The following is a 15,501-nucleotide window of genomic DNA, read 5'->3' as shown; positions in this document are numbered from 1 at the left end:
ACCAAAACTGCTCTGGCTCTGTCCCTGAATACATTCCAGGACAGGCCATGGCAGCGCCATCGTTCAAGCAGCAGCGACTCCAGCGCCAAAACGCTTTTCGATGTACTGCTCCACGATGCGATGAAACTCATTGGCAATGTCGTCGCCGCGCAGGGTCATTGCCTTTTCCCCGTCGATAAAGACCGGGGCGGCTGGCGCCTCTCCCGTGCCTGGAAGGCTGATACCGATGTCCGCGTGCTTGCTTTCACCCGGGCCGTTGACGATGCACCCCATGACCGCCACCCGCAACGTCTCCACGCCCGGATATCGCACACGCCACACAGGCATTTGTGCCCGCAGGAAATCGTCAATCTGCTTGGCAAGATCCTGAAAAGTGGTGCTGGTGGTACGGCCACATCCAGGACAAGCGGTGACGCTGGGCACAAAAACCCGCATACCCAACGCCTGCAAGATCTCGGATGCCACGACCACTTCCTGGGTACGCGCCTCGCCGGGCTGGGGTGTCAACGACACACGAATCGTGTCGCCAATGCCCTCTTGCAGCAGCACAGACAAAGCTGCCGCCGAAGCCACCGTTCCCTTGGTACCCATACCGGCTTCGGTGAGGCCCAGGTGCAAAGCGTAGTCGCAACGGCGTGCCAACTCGCGGTACACCGAAATCAGATCCTGCACTCCGCTGACTTTGCACGACAAGATGATCTGGTTGCCGTCCATCCCCATGGCCTCTGCACGACGCGCAGATTCAATGGCCGACGTGATGAGGGCCTCGTACATGACCTGACGAGCCTCCCATGGATTGCTGCGGCGGCTGTTCGTATCCATCAGCTCAGCCAGCAACTCCTGATCGAGACTGCCCCAGTTGACACCGATGCGCACAGCCTTGTTCCACCGCATGGCAGCTTCGATCATCTGCCCAAACTGCTTGTCGCGCTTGTCCCCCTTGCCCACATTGCCAGGGTTGATCCGATACTTGGACAAAGCCTGGGCGCAGTCCGGAAACTCGGTGAGCAGGCGGTGTCCGTTGTAGTGAAAATCGCCCACCAAGGGAACGCTCTCACCCATGCGATCCAGTTGCTCTCGGATGTACGGTACCGCTGCAGCAGCTTCTGGCGTATTCACGGTGATGCGGACAAACTCCGACCCCGCCTGAGCGAGCTCCTTGACCTGAATCGCGGTCCCAATGGCATCGACGGTGTCGGTGTTGGTCATGGACTGCACGCGCACGGGAGCATCCCCCCCCACGGTCACCACACGCGAACCCCAGACAACTTTCGCTTGGCGCGAACGTCTAGGTAAGGGCGAAGCAATCGCCACCGGTCCAAAATCAATCGGGGAGTTTTCCACTATTTCACCTCGAAACGCGCCACGTTTTCACGGGCGACTGCCGTCAGATCAAACGGCTTTCCTCGAACAATCACTTCCGTCGCGTCAGCGCGACCGACAATCACTGCCAGGGGCGTGGGTGCCGACACCGATACCGACTCTCCCGCCGCCAGATTGCGTTGCAACGCCAGTGCACCATTGGCATCGCGAACTTGCACCCATGACGCACCGCGCGCGCGCAGCACCAGGGGACCGGGGGGAGCATCTGCCGCGCCATCAGCGGCCGAAACAGCGCCCGCAGACACGCCACTGCCAGCGGCAGCAGGCGCTGGAGGTGCAGCGGCAGGTGGCGCAGCAGACACAGGCACCGAAGCCGCCGAAGCAGCGGCGGGCGATGCAGAAATAGATGCATCGGCGGGGCGCTCCACCGTTGGTGGCACCACTGCAGGTGCAGGCTCGGAGGCATTGGCCGGCAAAGCATCTGGCACCGCAACGGGCACTGGATCGGAAGAATCCCCTGGCGTGGAATGCCGAGGGACAAAGAACAAAACCACAGCTCCCACCAACAGTGCAAGAACGACCAACACCACCGAACGCGAGCCGGAACCTGAACCCGCGAATGACGCCGAAGAGGACGACGAAGATTTGCCGGCACTACCCTTCACAGGTGCATTGATACCCGCGCTGTCCACAGACAGACGAGGACTTTGACTTTGGGGAAGCAAAGACAAAATGGGCGCTGGGTCAATTTTGAGGGTACGGCAAACACTCGAAGCCAGCGCGCGCACAAATACGGTGTCAGGCAGCACTGTGTAGTTATCTGCCTCCAGGGCTTCCAGCTTGCTGACGGGTACTTTCAACGCAACCGCTAGGGCTGCGATGTGCATGCCCGCCGCCTGCCGGGCCTCCTTGAGCAAGCCGCCCGCCGTCACTCCGCTCTCCACCACCTCACTCATTGAAAGCCCCACGTTCGTATGCACCCAGCTCCCTGGAATCCGGGAAGCGCTTGCGCAACTGAGCAGCCAGTTGCCTCATTGCCACGGTGTCGCCCAAAGCCCGCTCCACCTTGATGCCCAGCCACAACGATTCAGAGTTGGCGAAATCGCTGTTGTTGAGCCGTCGAATGTAAAACTGCGCACGCGACAACTCGTTGCGCCGCAGCAAGAGCGCTGCGAGGTGATAACCGACCACCGGATTCGCAGCATCGAATTCATAGGCCTTCAAGAAAGACTGTTCCGCTTCGGGAAACTGTCCCGCCCCTGACTGGCACAGGCCACGGGCCATCCACGTTTTGCCACGCGCTGTATAGGCGGGGTTGGCAATGGCTCGGACAAAATATTGGTCGGCCTCCACGTACTTTTGCTGCTGGCACATCAGCCAGCCATAGTTGTGCAGTACGTTGGAGTCATTTGCCCTTAGCGACAAGGCACGGCGGAAACTGTCTTCGGCCTGTGCATAGTCACTCAGGCGCATGTAAATCAGGCCACGAAGATTGAAAGCATCGGCATAAGAAGGATCTGCAGCCAGCGACTGCTTGACTTCATCCAGTGCGACCGCCGTTTGCCCCAATTCAAAATAGTTGGAGGCCAACTCCAGCCGGATGCGAGCGCGGCGCCGCGACTCAGGCTCATCGGACGGAGTCACCAAGCCTGCATCGGCGTCACTGACTGCAGACGATGCGTTTGTTGCACACCCCTGGAGCGCCCATATGCAAACCACCGCACTGCATGCCGTGAGTGTCCAGCGGCCAATATGCTGCCAGCGTCCAACCATTCCCGCCATGTAGAGCCTCCTTGAAGTTTGCCAACTGCCTGATCAAGTCACCGGTTTGAGCACGATTGTGCGCTGCTTTGCCATGCGTTCTGCGGCCCGGGTACGATCTTTGACATCCCCAGCCAATTGACCGCACGCCGCGTCAATGTCATCACCGCGCGTCTTGCGCACCGTGGTGATAATGCCCGCGTCACTGAGTATCTTGGCAAAGGCCTGCACCTGATTTTGCGGGGACCGCAACAGCCCTGATGCGGGAAACGGATTAAAAGGAATCAGATTGAACTTGCAGCGAATACCACTGCGCTTGACCAACTCGATCAGTTGGCGCGCATGCTCCGTCTGGTCATTAACACCATCAAGCATGCAGTATTCGAACGTGATGAAGTCACGGGGTGCATGCGCCAAATAGCGGTTGCAAGCGTCCAGCAACTCCTCGATCGGATACTTGCGATTGAGCGGAACCAGGTTGTCGCGCAGTGGGTCATTGGGTGCATGCAGCGACACCGCCAATGCCACGGGACAGTCTTGCGCAAGGCGGTCCATCATGGGCACGACGCCCGATGTAGACACCGTCACGCGGCGGCGCGACAGGCCATACCCGTGATCGTCCAGCATTACTTTGAGCGCAGGGACTAATGCCGAATAGTTTTGCAGCGGCTCCCCCATGCCCATCATGACCACATTCGAGATCACACGGTCTTCAGTCTGCAAGCGCTTGCGCAGGGAGTGCTCTGCAAACCACAGCTGGGCGACGATCTCACCCGTCGTCAGATTGCGACTGAAACCCTGATGGCCTGTAGAACAGAAGCGGCAACCGACAGCGCAGCCCGCCTGCGATGACACACAGAGGGTTCCGCGATCATCCTCCGGGATGAACACGGCTTCCACCGCGTTGCCATCACCCACATCAAACAGCCACTTCACAGTGCCGTCCGAGGACACATGCTCTGAAATAACGGGCAGTGCCTCGACCTGCGCGCAGCCCTTGAGCTTGTCGCGCAAGGCCTTGGCCAAGTCGCTCATGGCGTCGAAATCGCTGGCACCGCGCTGATGAATCCAACGAAACAGCTGGGTGGCGCGGAAGCGCTTTTCCCCCAGCCGCTCGCAAAACGCCGCCAGACCGTCGAGGTCGAATTCCAGCAGATTCGTCGTGCTCATGGTGCCAAACCCACTGGAGACCAAGCATAGCTAACCCCATGACACGGGACTCCCACCAGGGTGGGTGCGGGCATGGGGAGCATCACCATCTCAGCGCGAGTAGATATTCAGGCCGGGGAAGAAGAATGCCACTTCGGCTTGTGCGGTTTCAGCGGCGTCGGAGCCGTGCACTGCGTTGGCATCGATGCTGTCTGCGAAGTCTGCACGGATGGTGCCGGCTTCAGCCTTCTTGGGGTCCGTTGCGCCCATGAGTTCCCGGTTCTTCAGGATGGCGTTCTCGCCTTCCAGGGCCTGGATCATCACGGGGCCGGAGATCATGAAGTCCACCAGGTCCTTGAAGAAAGGACGCTCTTTGTGCACTGCGTAGAACTGTTCGGCTTCCAGGCGCGACAGGTGGGCCATGCGGGCCGCCACGATCTTGAGGCCAGCGGCTTCAAAACGGGCGTAGATCTGGCCGATGACGTTCTTGGCGACTGCGTCAGGCTTGATGATGGAGAGGGTGCGTTCGATTGCCATGTTGATTTCCTTTGTTGCTGTGATTCGTTTGTCCACCGGACAAAGCCCTCGATTCTAACCGGGGAGTGTGACGAGAGTGACGCTCAGCGCCCGCCTCCGCCACGCCGAGGGCCACCACCGCCCGGGCGGCGTTTGTCCTGGCGGTGCCGTGAAAGGCTGTCCATACCGATGTAACCCACTGAGGTCTTCATCGGATCGGGCTGGGCTGCGCCTCCCCGCTGGCGATCTCCGCCTGCCGCATTGTTGCCACGGGCCGGACCTGGACCACCATCACGGCGCGGCTTCTGACCACGGGGGCCGCCGGGGGCCGCCGATTGGGGAATGTCGCGGCGCGAACCATCACCCCGTGGGCCGCCACGACCACGGTTGCGCGACCTGCCATTGCGCGCACCACCAGCCGCACCTTCCGGACGCCCCTCCACCGACTCGGGGCGGCCAGCGCCCGCGGCCTGCACCAAGGCGCGGATATCACTCTCGTCGAGCTCCAGCCAGGCGCCGCGCTTGAGACCGCGCGGAAGCACCATGGCGCCGTAGCGAATGCGGATCAGGCGGCTGACCGCATGACCCACCGATTCCAGCATGCGACGCACTTCTCGGTTGCGGCCTTCGGAGATGGTGACTCGGTACCAGCAGTTGGAACCCTCTCCACCACCGTCCTCGATGGAGCCAAACGATGCCATGCCGTCATCCAGGCGCACGCCGTCCAGCAGTTTTTGTTTTTCCTCGTTGCTCAGAGCACCCAGCACCCGAACGGCGTACTCGCGCTCCAACCCAAAGCGTGGATGCATCAGTTTGTTCGCCAGCTCGCCCGAGCTGGTGAACAGCAAGAGACCCTCCGTGTTCAGGTCCAGGCGTCCTACCGACTGCCACTTGCCCTGCATGAGCCGGGGCAGCTTGCGAAAGACGGTGGGTCGATTCTGGGGATCGTCATGGGTCACGACCTCGCCCACGGGTTTGTGATATGCGATTACGCGCGCCGGAGGGGGGTCGATGCGATAGCGGATCGGCTTGCCGTTGACCTTGACCTGATCGCCAAACTGAATGCGCTGTCCGATGTGAGCAGGTTCGTTGTTGACCGAGATCCGCCCCTCCAGGATCAATTGCTCCATCTCCAGCCGCGATCCCAGCCCTGCCTGGGCCAGCACCTTGTGCAGTTTAGGTGTCTCGACCTGCGGCAGCAGCACCCGCTTCTGCGGCACCGCGTCTGCGGAGGCATCTTCTTCGTCGAAACGACCGGAGACTACATCCTCAAACTGATAGCCCTCCACGACAGGGGCAGCTCTGCGCTTGTCGCGCCCTGCCCCATCAGGACGCTGAGGCCGTTCACGAGATTCGCCACGAGGGGGCCTCCCTGCCTGCCGAGTATTGCCCTCGCCGTAGGCTGCCGATACGACCGCCTCAGGAGATATCGAGTCCATGGCGACCGCCTGCACCTGGGCCACAGGCACCTCTGGCGCTGCAGCTTCCAACACAGACACAGAAGTACCGACCTGCATCGCCACCACGGCTTCAGGCACCGCTTCGTCGGCAAGGACAGCTTCCGCCTTTTTGCGAGGAGCCCGCTTGGCAGCCGGCTTTTTGGTAGCAGGTACCGTATCAGCGGCATTCAACCCAGGCACTTCGGCCGGATTTTCGGAGGTCGAGTCGTTCATCAAGTATTTCCCTGGATACCACCCGGGGTATCAACATGGTCGTCGCGGAGATCAGTCTCCACATTCTGAAAAAAATCATCCACGGGCCGCTTACCACCCGTATCAGTCACAGCCTCCACAGACTCCGCTGGCTCTTGCCCACCGACTTCGGGCGGCAAAACCGCCAGCAGATCAGGCTCACCCTCAATGACTCCCTGGGCGGCGGCTGCCATGGCTTCCAGCACATTCGCATTGCCTGTAGGGTCATCGAGCACCGGCAGTTGGTCCAGAGACTGCAGACCCATATCGTCCAGAAACTGGCGGGTCGTGGCGAACAACGCCGGGCGCCCCACCGTTTCGCGGTGGCCAATGACCTCCACCCAACCCCGGTCTTCCAACTGTTTGATAATCAGGCTGTTGACCGTCACACCCCGAATGTCCTCGATATCCCCGCGCGTGACCGGTTGCCGGTAGGCAATGATGGCCAGGGTTTCCATGGTGGCCCGGGTGTAGCGTGGCGGTTTTTCGGGATGCAGACGGTCCAGGTATTCACGCATTTCAGGACGGCTCTGGAAGCGCCATCCCGTCGCCACCTGTACCAGCTCCACCCCACGCTGCGCCCAATCAAGCTGCAGTTCCTGCAACAGCACCTTGAGGGTGTCGGACCCCAGCGCATCATTGAACAGCACCCGCAGCTCGCGCACAGGCACGGGTTGCTGCGCGCAGATCAGCGCAGTTTCGAGGACCCTCTTGGCATCCACCGTGTTCATGGTTCAGCGATTCCTGGAAAAGTGCCACGCGTTGCAACGGGTGTCACATCAACAGCAGGGGCAATCATTGGTGCACCGCGCAATGGCGCCGGTGCGTTGGTAGAGCCCGGCGGGATTCCGGCGGCGGGCTGGGGCCGTCACGGCCATTCACGGCGCATTGTAGCCGAGACCCCATTCTGACAGCGCCTGGCGCATATCGTCAGGGACGGAGGCACGGAACTCCAGAGGTTCCCCTGTCACAGGATGCGCGAAAGCCAAACGGTAGGCGTGCAGGGCCTGGCGTTGCAAGGCTCCGACGGGCGCACCGCCATACAGGGCATCGCCCACCAATGGATGACGCAAAGACGCCATGTGCACACGGATCTGGTGCGTGCGCCCGGTGTGCAAGGTGCATTGCACCCAGCACCCTCGTTCACCGCCTTCAAGACACAGGAAATCCGTCCGAGCGGTTTTGCCCGGGTGCACCGCCAAGTCCACCACCGCCATGCGCAGACGATTGCGAGGGTCTCGCCCGATGGGTGCGTCTACCGAGCGGGTTGGGGCTCCCGTCCAGGCTCCATGTGCCATGGCCACGTACTGGCGTTTGACCTTGCGCTCGGCAATCAACGCCACCAGGGCGTCCATGCACGCGCGATCCCGGGCCACCACCATGAGGCCGCTGGTGTCCTTGTCCAGACGGTGCACGATGCCCGCACGGGGGACCCGCAAGGCTTTGTCGTCCCGGGCCAGCAGTCCATTGAGCAGGGTGCCACTCCAGTTGCCAGGCGCAGGGTGCACGACCAAACCTGCGGGCTTGTTCACCACCAGCAGGCGCTCGTCTTCGTACACCACATCAATCGCCATGGGCTCGGGCCGGAAGGCCTGGCTCTGGAGCGTGGGCCGCATTTCCAGCACCACTTGGTCGCCGGCCTTGACCCGCGCGGCCGCTTTGAGAGCGGGCCTGCCATTCAGGCTGACCAGCCCCTGGGCCAGCAATTGCTGCAGATAGCTGCGGGAGAACTCGGGAACCAGCTCCACCAGCGCGCGGTCCAGCCGCTCTGCGTGCTGGCCGGGCCCCATCTGCAAGGCACGCAGCTCACTGTCCGCGTCAGCCAGGGCTTCCGATTCATCGACCAGCAGGAGGGAGTCGCCCTCCTGCCCAGTCGTCTCGGGAGCGTCCGGACCACCGCCCGGCGACTGATCCGCCATCGGGCTCAACGGGAGGGCAGATAGCGCGTGGGATCGACCGGCTTGCCCTGCCGGCGGATTTCAAAGTGCAGCTTGACGCGGTCGGCGTCGGTGTTGCCCATCTCAGCGATCTTCTGGCCCTTGCGCACCGCCTGGTCTTCCTTGACCAGCAGTGTTTGGTTGTGCGCGTAGGCGGTCAGGAAGGTGTTGTTGTGCTTCAGGATGACCAGGTTGCCATAGCCGCGCAGACCGGCACCGGCATAGACCACACGGCCATCCGCTGCCGCCAGTACCGGGTCACCCGCCTTGCCGGCAATGTCGAAGCCCTTGTTGCGTGCCTCGTCAAACCCGGCAATCAGCGAACCCGATGCAGGCCAGATGAACGCCAGCTCATCCTCGCCCGCTGGCGCTGCCGCAGGTGCCGGCGTGGCTGGCGCCACCGCCACCACCGTGCCCGACGCAGCAGAGGCAGCAGGCTTGGCGCCGCTGGCGGCCGATGCAGGAGCCGCAGCGGGCGTGCTGGCTGGAGCGACGGAGGATGATGTGACCGGGCGTGTCACCACCCCGCTCTCAGAGGCCACCGCCGCCGGGGCAGCGGACGGAGGAAGTACGCGCAGCACCTGACCGACTTCGATCAGATTGGCGTTTTCCAGATTGTTCCAGCGGGCGATGTCTTTCCAGCTTTGCCCAGACTCCAGGCCGATGCGAATCAGGGTATCCCCAGGCTTGACCGTGTAGTAACCCGGCTTGCCGGCGTTTTCTGCACCAGGCAGAGGCTTGATGGGGGTACCCACCACCACGCCCGGCTGTGCTGCGGGCGCTGGGGCAGAAGACGACGAAGAGGTGCCCCGATCTTCCACAGGAGCCTTGTTCATGCGGGTGCCACAGCCGGAGAGCACCAGACCCGCCATTGCCACGGTAAAACCCACCACAAGACCACGCGATACGAACATAAGCAATTCCCTTTACGCAATCCCCGATTTTAGGGGGACAAAATGCACGGGCTCGAGCACGTTTTGTTTCAATCCGTGCGGGGTTTTGTCGATCACCAGCAACATCTGCTGCCCGCCCGACAGCGCCATGGGCGCTACCAGACGCCCCCCCACGGCCAGCTGGTCGCACCACGCCAGGGGCACGGCATCGCCGCCGGCCGCCGCGATGATGGCCGCGTACGGAGCACCTTTGGCATAGCCAAGCATGCCGTCGCCAAACAGCAGGTGCACGTTGGCCAGGCGGAACGGCCGCAGGTTGTCGCGCGCCTTGTCGTGCAGGCCGCGCAGGCGCTCCAGCGTGTACACCTCGCGGGCCAGCAGGCTCAGCACGGCCGCCTGGTAGCCGCAGCCCGTGCCAATCTCCAGCACACGGCCCAGCCCGCCATGGCGCGCACTCTCGGCACCCAGCAACAGCTCGCACATGCGCGCCACCACGCTGGGCTTGGAGATGGTCTGGCCCAAGCCTATCGGCAGGCTGGTGTCTTCATAGGCCTGGTTGACCAGTGCACTGTCCACAAACCGGTGACGCTCTACGGCGCCCATGGCCTGCAACACGGGGGGCAATGTGATGCCGCCCGCCGCCAGTTTTTGCACCATGCGGGCACGGACAGCCGACGAGTCCAGCCCCACCCCGGCGGGCGCCGGGGCGACGGCCGGCTTGCGCAGAGCAACAGACGGAGGCGCCGTCACCGGCTTGCCCGCGGCGGCGTTGCCCGACACCGGCAGCTTGGCCGGGAACCCTGGGCGGCGCTGCATCACGCCCCAGGGGCGGCAGCCGCCCCTGTCGTCAACCGGGCGGCGGTCTGCGCCCAGTAGCCGAGGTTGTCGTGATCGGTCAGGTCCACCTTGAGGGGCGTGATGGACACATGGCCCTGCGCCGTGGCGTGAAAGTCTGTGCCTTCGGCATCGTCCTTGGCGGCACCGGCACCGCCGATCCAGTACATGGCTTCGCCCCGAGGGCTTTCCTGCACGATGACCCGTTCTGCCGCATGGCGGCGCCCCAGGCGGCACAGCTTGGCAGGGCGCAAGGCCTCCAGCGGCATGTTGGGGATGTTCACGTTGAGCAACCAGGGGGTTTCGTTGACCAGTTGCTGCGCACGCATCTGCGCCACCAGCTCACGCGCCTTGGCCGCAGCGGCCTCCAGCTCAGCCCAGCCCTTGTCCACTTGGGAGAACGCAATGGCCGGAATGCCGAAGAGATACCCCTCCATGGCCGCCCCCACCGTGCCGGAATAGATGGTGTCGTCGCCCATGTTGGCGCCGTTGTTGATGCCCGACACCACCAGATCGGGCCGGTAGCCCAGCAGGCCGGTCAGCGCAATGTGCACGCAATCTGCCGGGGTGCCGTTCACATAGCGAAAGCCATTGGCCGCCTTGTGCACGTACAGCGGCGAATGCAGCGTCAGTGCGTTGGATTTGGCACTGTTGTTGTGTTCTGGCGCAACGACCTCCACCTCGACCCCGTCGAGGGTTTTGAGCGCATCATGCAGCGCCACGATGCCGGGGGCCTGGAAGCCGTCGTCATTGGATATCAGGATCTTCATGGTCTGGGTAGCGGTTGCAACGGATTGTAGGTGGCCGGACTGCTGCATCGCCGACCGACGCCCGTTGACCACATTGCGCCGACGGCCCCCCCCTGGCGCCCGTCGCTCGTGGGACATCCAGCACACCGGCGCCCCACCTATCATGCGGGCCATCATTGACAAGACCGACCGACAGGAGACTTCCCCATGCATGCCTGGCTTTGCACCAACCCCACCGGCGTCGAAGCGCTCACCTGGACGGAGCTGCCCACCCCCACCCCCAAGGCGGGCGAGGTGCTCATCGAGATCAAGGCCGCCAGCCTGAACTTCCCCGACCTGCTCATCGTGCAGAACAAGTACCAGATGAAGCCGCCGCTGCCCTTTGTGCCCGGCTCGGAATACGCGGGCGTGGTGGCCGCTGTGGGCGAAGGCGTCACGCACCTCAAGGTCGGCCAGAACGTGGCCTGCCTGTCGGGCACGGGTGGCTTTGGCACCCACACCATTGCACCCGCAGCCCTGTGCATGCCGTTGCCAGACGGCTTTTCGCATGTCGATGCAGCCGCTTTCATCATGATCTACGCCACGTCGCACCATGCGCTGGTGGACCGTGCACAGCTCAAGGCGGGCGAGACCGTGCTGGTGCTGGGCGCTGCCGGGGGCGTGGGCACGGCCGCCATTCAGATCGCCAAGGCCATGGGCGCACGTGTGATCGCTGCCGCATCCAGCGACGAAAAGTGCGCGCTGTGCACCTCCATCGGGGCCGACGCGGCCATCAACTACAGCAAGGACAACCTGCGCGAGGCCATCAAGACCCTCACGGACGGCAAGGGCCCCGACGTGATCTATGACCCCGTGGGTGGCGACTTTGCCGAGCCCGCTTTCCGCTCCATCGCCTGGCGCGGCCGCTATCTGGTGGTCGGGTTTGCGTCCGGCCCCATCCCGGCCCTGCCGTTCAATCTGGCGCTGCTCAAGGGTGCGTCCATCGTCGGCGTGTTCTGGGGCGACTTTGCCAAGCGCGAACCCAAGGCCAACGCCGCCATGATGGGCGAGCTGGCCCAATGGTACGCCCAGGGCAAGATCAAGCCCGTGATCGACCGCACCATGCCCATGGCCGAACTGCCCGCTGCCTACGCCCACATGGGCTCGCGCGGCGTGATGGGCAAGCTGGTCATGGTGAACTGAGGACTGGCCGCGGCCACCGCGGAACGTACGGCCGCCCTCGCCGCAAGGCCGCCACCACGTTCCGGCTGGCATACCCGTGTGGCACGGTATGCCAGCCCCTTCCAGGCCTTGCCTGTGTCACACTTGCGCATTCCAGCCCCTCTGACACTGGTGCCCCTCCATGGCCGACCGACCACCTTCCGAGATCGCGCGCGAGACGCTCAAACAACTGGCCGCACGCCGACTGGCCCCCACGCCAGACAACTACCTCGCGATCTACGATGAAATAGCGGGCATCCGCAGCCCGCAGCCTTTCCCCGAGGGGCCGCTGAGCAGCATCCAGCGTGTGCTGCCCGGCCAGACACCTGCGCAAAAACGCCTGCTGGGCCAGTTCGAACGCGCCATCATCACCAAGGACTGGACATCGCTGCAAAGCGTGATGGTGGGTTACGCCAACCTGGGGCTGCACCCGGCCACTGCCTCCAAACCCATCGAGGTGGCCGATGCGCCCACCGCACTGGGAGAACTGCCCGCCGAGTTTGCCGAAGCCCTGGCCCGCCTCATCGACAACACCCTGCCCGCCCTGGGTGACGACGATCCCCGCGTCATCGACATGGCGCAGCAGCTCATCACCTTTCTGCGCGAACCCACGCCCCTGGTGACCACCGCGCAACTCATGCTGGGCAACTTCAGCTACCGCCTGTCGTTCGCCACCGAAGAACAAGCCTCCATCCGCGCGAGCCTGCTCGAGCTGCTGCACATGATCTTCGAGAACATCGCCGTGCTCAGCGTGGACGACCGCTGGCTGCAGGGCCAGGCCGAGGCACTGATGAGTGCCTCGACCCCGCCGCTGACGCTGCGGCGGCTGGACGATGTGCAGCGCCGGCTCAAGGACGTGATCTTCAAGCAGACCGAAGCCAAGGCCCGGTCGCTGGAGGCGCAAGAGCAGATGAAGGATATGCTGGCCACCTTCATCGAGCGGCTGGCGCGCATCACCGCATCCAGCACCAGCTACCAGGGCACCATGGAGCGTTGCGCCGACCTGATCGGCAAGGCCAGCACCCTGCAGGAGATCGCCCCGGTGCTGCAGGAAGTGATGAGCGCCACCCGCGCCATGGCGCTGGACAGCCGCGTGACGCACGACGAACTGCAAGACCTGCGCGAGCGCACCGAGGCCAAGCGCGCCGAGGTCGCCAAACTGCAGGAAGAGCTGGACCGCGCCAGCGCGCAGGCGCGCCACGACCCGCTGACCGGCAGCCTCAACCGCAAGGGCCTGGACGAGGCGGTGGAACGCGAGATCGCCCGCGCCCGCCGCCTGGGCTCGTCGCTGTGCCTGGCACTGCTGGACGTGGACAACTTCAAGACCATCAACGACCGGCTGGGCCATGCCGGGGGCGACGCAGCCCTGGTGCACTTGGCACAGGTCACGCGCGAAGTCATGCGGCCGCAGGACCTGTTGGCCCGCTATGGCGGCGAAGAGTTCGTGATCGTGCTGCCCGACACCGCGGTCGAAGCCGGCGTTGCGGCCATGACCCGCCTGCAGCGCGAGCTGACCACGCGCTTCTTCTTGCAAGGCACCGAGAAGGTGCTCATCACCTTCAGCGCGGGCGTGGCCCAGTTGAGTGACAGCGAGAGCGCCACCGACGCCATCGTGCGGGCCGACCAGGCGATGTATCTCGCCAAGCGCTCGGGCAAGAACCGGGTGATGGCGGCTTGAGCAGGAACACCCCCCTGAGGCGCTGCGGGGAGGGGGACGCCGCCAGCGCGGCGGGGCGGCCCTTGCGCGGCGGCTACTGGTCTGGGCTGCGTCAGTTGCTGAGCACGGCTGCCCGACGCAAAGGGCAGCTGATTTGACATCCGAGCAAAGACGGCAGTTCCTGCGCAACGCAGCGCTGGCTGCCTCCGTCGCTGCCCTCCCCCGCTGGGCCTGGAGCACCCCGCCCGCGCTGCAAACCAACCCTTTTGCCCTGGGCATCGCCAGCGGCGACCCGACACCCGATGGCGTGGTGCTGTGGACGCGGCTCGCACTGACCGATCCGGCGCAGATGTTGGTCACACACACCGTGCGGTGGGAGGTGGCACACGACGCAGGCTTTGCCCAGATCGTGCAAAAGGGCGAAGCCCCCGCGCTGCCCGCGCTGGGCCACAGCGTGCATGTGGAGCTGCAAGGCCTGCTACCCGCGCGCTGGTACCACTACCGCTTCATGCTGGGCGACGCAGTGAGCCCTACGGGCCGCACGCGCACCGCGCCTGCGGCGGGCGACCTGCCCGGGGCGCTGCGGGTGGCGTTCGCCTCGTGCCAGCGCTGGGAGCATGGGCACTATGCGGCCTGGCGCCATCTGGCCGCTGACCAGCCGGACCTGGTGCTGTTCCTGGGTGACTACATCTACGAATACGCCACACCCAAAACCACCACCGATCTGGCGCGCACCCACAGCCTGCGCCACGCCACCACGCTGGCCGACTACCGCGACCGGTACGCCCTGCACAAGAGCGACCCGGCCCTGCAGCTGTCCCACGCCACCTGCCCGTGGGCCGTGACCTGGGACGACCACGAGGTGCAAAACGACTATGCCGCCGAGGCAAGCCGTGGCGAGAGCCCGGGCAGCGCCGCCTTTCTGGCCCTGCGCAGCGCGGCCTGGCAGGCGTTTTACGAGAACATGCCGCTGCGCACGACCAGCCTCCGGGGCCCCGCGTCCGCCACCGGCTGGGACACGCTGCAGATCTACCGCCGCCTGCGCTGGGGCCGACTGGCGCACATCCACCTGCTCGACAGCCGCCAGTACCGCAGCTGGCAGGCCTGCCGCACGCCTGAGGCCAGCAGCGCACCCGCCGTGCGCCCCGCCGACTGCGCCGAGCTGGCCCAGCCACAGCGCAGCCTGCTGGGCAGCGCGCAAGAGCGCTGGCTGGACGCGGGCCTGGCCGCCGACACAGCCAGCGCACAGGCCACGCGCTGGAGCGTGATCGCACAGCAGACGCTGTTCTCGCCGCGCCACTACCCCTCTGGCACTGTGCCCACAGACGCCTGGGACGGCTACCCCGCTGCACGCCAGCGCCTGCTGCAATCCGTAGCCCGGCACACGCCGCGCAACACGGTGCTGCTGGGCGGAGACATCCACCAGAACTACGTCTGCCGCGTGCATGCCGATGCCGCTCGCGCCGACTCGGCCGTGGTGGCCAGCGAGTTCTGTGGCACGTCCATCAGTTCGCGGTCGGGCACCACGCAGGCCAAGGTGGACGCCATCGTCCGCCACAACCCGCATGTGCTGCTGGCACGCTGCGACCAGCGCGGCTACGGCCTGGCCGACATCACCCCCACGCGCTGGTCCACCACGCTGCGTGTGGTGGACGACCCGCTGCGCGCTGACAGCGGCGCCTCCACGCTCGCCCGGTTTGTGGTGGAAGACGGCCGCGCAGGGCCCCAGGCGGCCTGAGGCGACCTGGGAAGGCGTGACCCGACCCGCCGGGCAGGCAAGCTCCTGGTCGT

14 protein-coding genes are annotated in these 15,501 nt (G+C 64.5%); 3 read left to right on the top strand and 11 right to left on the bottom strand.

Features of this window, described 5'->3' with window-relative positions; all coding sequences use genetic code 11:
- Positions 1-63: 63 nt before the first annotated feature.
- From ispG to surE, 11 genes are all read right to left on the bottom strand, one after another.
- Positions 64-1,344 carry a flavodoxin-dependent (E)-4-hydroxy-3-methylbut-2-enyl-diphosphate synthase gene (ispG, locus tag C8C95_RS17800; protein WP_116749450.1) on the bottom strand — a complete coding sequence of 427 codons (1,281 nt, stop codon included), beginning with the start codon at positions 1,342-1,344 and terminating at the stop codon, positions 64-66.
- Positions 1,344-2,303, bottom strand: a complete 960-nt coding sequence (locus C8C95_RS17795) for a RodZ domain-containing protein (RefSeq protein ID WP_243415718.1) — start codon at positions 2,301-2,303, stop codon at positions 1,344-1,346. The genes ispG and C8C95_RS17795 overlap by 1 nt, the downstream gene beginning before the upstream one ends.
- Entirely contained in the window at positions 2,272-3,105 is an 834-nt protein-coding gene (pilW, locus tag C8C95_RS17790; protein ID WP_056061981.1) for a type IV pilus biogenesis/stability protein PilW, read from the bottom strand. The genes C8C95_RS17795 and pilW overlap by 32 nt, the downstream gene beginning before the upstream one ends.
- Positions 3,106-3,138: 33 nt before the next feature.
- A complete protein-coding gene (rlmN, locus tag C8C95_RS17785; RefSeq protein WP_116749448.1) occupies positions 3,139-4,254 on the bottom strand; it encodes a 23S rRNA (adenine(2503)-C(2))-methyltransferase RlmN in 1,116 nt (371 codons plus the stop codon).
- A 90-nt stretch (positions 4,255-4,344) separates the two neighbouring features.
- Positions 4,345-4,770: a nucleoside-diphosphate kinase gene (gene ndk / locus C8C95_RS17780; RefSeq protein ID WP_015013410.1), complete on the bottom strand. Its 426-nt coding sequence runs from the start codon at positions 4,768-4,770 to the stop codon at positions 4,345-4,347.
- Positions 4,771-4,853: 83 nt separating this feature from the next.
- Entirely contained in the window at positions 4,854-6,422 is a 1,569-nt protein-coding gene (locus C8C95_RS17775) for a pseudouridine synthase (RefSeq protein ID WP_116749447.1), read from the bottom strand.
- A complete protein-coding gene (gene scpB / locus C8C95_RS17770; RefSeq protein WP_116749446.1) occupies positions 6,422-7,171 on the bottom strand; it encodes an SMC-Scp complex subunit ScpB in 750 nt (249 codons plus the stop codon). Before scpB ends, C8C95_RS17775 begins: the two co-directional genes overlap by 1 nt.
- A 147-nt stretch (positions 7,172-7,318) precedes the next feature.
- Positions 7,319-8,359 (bottom strand): RluA family pseudouridine synthase, encoded by a 1,041-nt coding sequence (locus tag C8C95_RS17765; protein WP_116749445.1) that lies wholly within the window; start codon positions 8,357-8,359, stop codon positions 7,319-7,321.
- A 5-nt stretch (positions 8,360-8,364) separates the two neighbouring features.
- Entirely contained in the window at positions 8,365-9,291 is a 927-nt protein-coding gene (locus C8C95_RS17760; protein WP_099729834.1) for a peptidoglycan DD-metalloendopeptidase family protein, read from the bottom strand.
- A 12-nt stretch (positions 9,292-9,303) separates the two neighbouring features.
- The gene (locus C8C95_RS17755) at positions 9,304-10,086 is read right to left on the bottom strand and encodes a protein-L-isoaspartate(D-aspartate) O-methyltransferase (RefSeq protein ID WP_116749444.1); all 783 of its coding nucleotides are present in this window, start codon (positions 10,084-10,086) and stop codon (positions 9,304-9,306) included.
- The gene (gene surE, locus C8C95_RS17750; RefSeq protein ID WP_116749443.1) at positions 10,086-10,874 is read right to left on the bottom strand and encodes a 5'/3'-nucleotidase SurE; all 789 of its coding nucleotides are present in this window, start codon (positions 10,872-10,874) and stop codon (positions 10,086-10,088) included. Before surE ends, C8C95_RS17755 begins: the two co-directional genes overlap by 1 nt.
- A gap of 186 nt (positions 10,875-11,060) precedes the next feature.
- On the opposite strand from surE, the gene C8C95_RS17745 reads away from it, so the two are divergent.
- The 3 genes from C8C95_RS17745 to C8C95_RS17735 all read left to right on the top strand — a co-directional run bounded on the left by C8C95_RS17745 (position 11,061) and on the right by C8C95_RS17735 (position 15,448).
- Complete coding sequence (locus tag C8C95_RS17745) at positions 11,061-12,035, top strand: NADPH:quinone oxidoreductase family protein (RefSeq protein WP_116749442.1); 975 nt, start codon at positions 11,061-11,063, stop codon at positions 12,033-12,035.
- Between the two features lie 160 nt (positions 12,036-12,195).
- Complete coding sequence (locus C8C95_RS17740) at positions 12,196-13,731, top strand: GGDEF domain-containing protein (protein WP_116749441.1); 1,536 nt, start codon at positions 12,196-12,198, stop codon at positions 13,729-13,731.
- Between the two features lie 133 nt (positions 13,732-13,864).
- A complete protein-coding gene (locus C8C95_RS17735) occupies positions 13,865-15,448 on the top strand; it encodes an alkaline phosphatase D family protein (RefSeq protein ID WP_116749440.1) in 1,584 nt (527 codons plus the stop codon).
- The last annotated feature ends 53 nt before the right edge of the window (positions 15,449-15,501 follow it).

This window comes from Acidovorax sp. 99, from assembly GCF_003096455.1.
GTDB lineage: Bacteria > Pseudomonadota > Gammaproteobacteria > Burkholderiales > Burkholderiaceae_C > Acidovorax > Acidovorax delafieldii.
The sequence above is the reverse complement of the archived record's forward strand: the minus strand, read 5'-3'. Positions and strand labels throughout refer to the sequence as shown.

Coding starts and splice junctions, on each gene's coding strand:
- scpB (WP_116749446.1), bottom strand. CDS start 7,171: ATGAACACGGTGGATGCCAAGAGGGTCCTCGAAACTGCGCTGATCTGC.
- rlmN (WP_116749448.1), bottom strand. CDS start 4,254: ATGAGCACGACGAATCTGCTGGAATTCGACCTCGACGGTCTGGCGGCG.
- C8C95_RS17740 (WP_116749441.1), top strand. CDS start 12,196: ATGGCCGACCGACCACCTTCCGAGATCGCGCGCGAGACGCTCAAACAA.
- pilW (WP_056061981.1), bottom strand. CDS start 3,105: ATGGCGGGAATGGTTGGACGCTGGCAGCATATTGGCCGCTGGACACTC.
- C8C95_RS17760 (WP_099729834.1), bottom strand. CDS start 9,291: ATGTTCGTATCGCGTGGTCTTGTGGTGGGTTTTACCGTGGCAATGGCG.
- C8C95_RS17765 (WP_116749445.1), bottom strand. CDS start 8,359: ATGGCGGATCAGTCGCCGGGCGGTGGTCCGGACGCTCCCGAGACGACT.
- ndk (WP_015013410.1), bottom strand. CDS start 4,770: ATGGCAATCGAACGCACCCTCTCCATCATCAAGCCTGACGCAGTCGCC.
- surE (WP_116749443.1), bottom strand. CDS start 10,874: ATGAAGATCCTGATATCCAATGACGACGGCTTCCAGGCCCCCGGCATC.
- C8C95_RS17745 (WP_116749442.1), top strand. CDS start 11,061: ATGCATGCCTGGCTTTGCACCAACCCCACCGGCGTCGAAGCGCTCACC.
- C8C95_RS17755 (WP_116749444.1), bottom strand. CDS start 10,086: ATGCAGCGCCGCCCAGGGTTCCCGGCCAAGCTGCCGGTGTCGGGCAAC.
- C8C95_RS17775 (WP_116749447.1), bottom strand. CDS start 6,422: ATGAACGACTCGACCTCCGAAAATCCGGCCGAAGTGCCTGGGTTGAAT.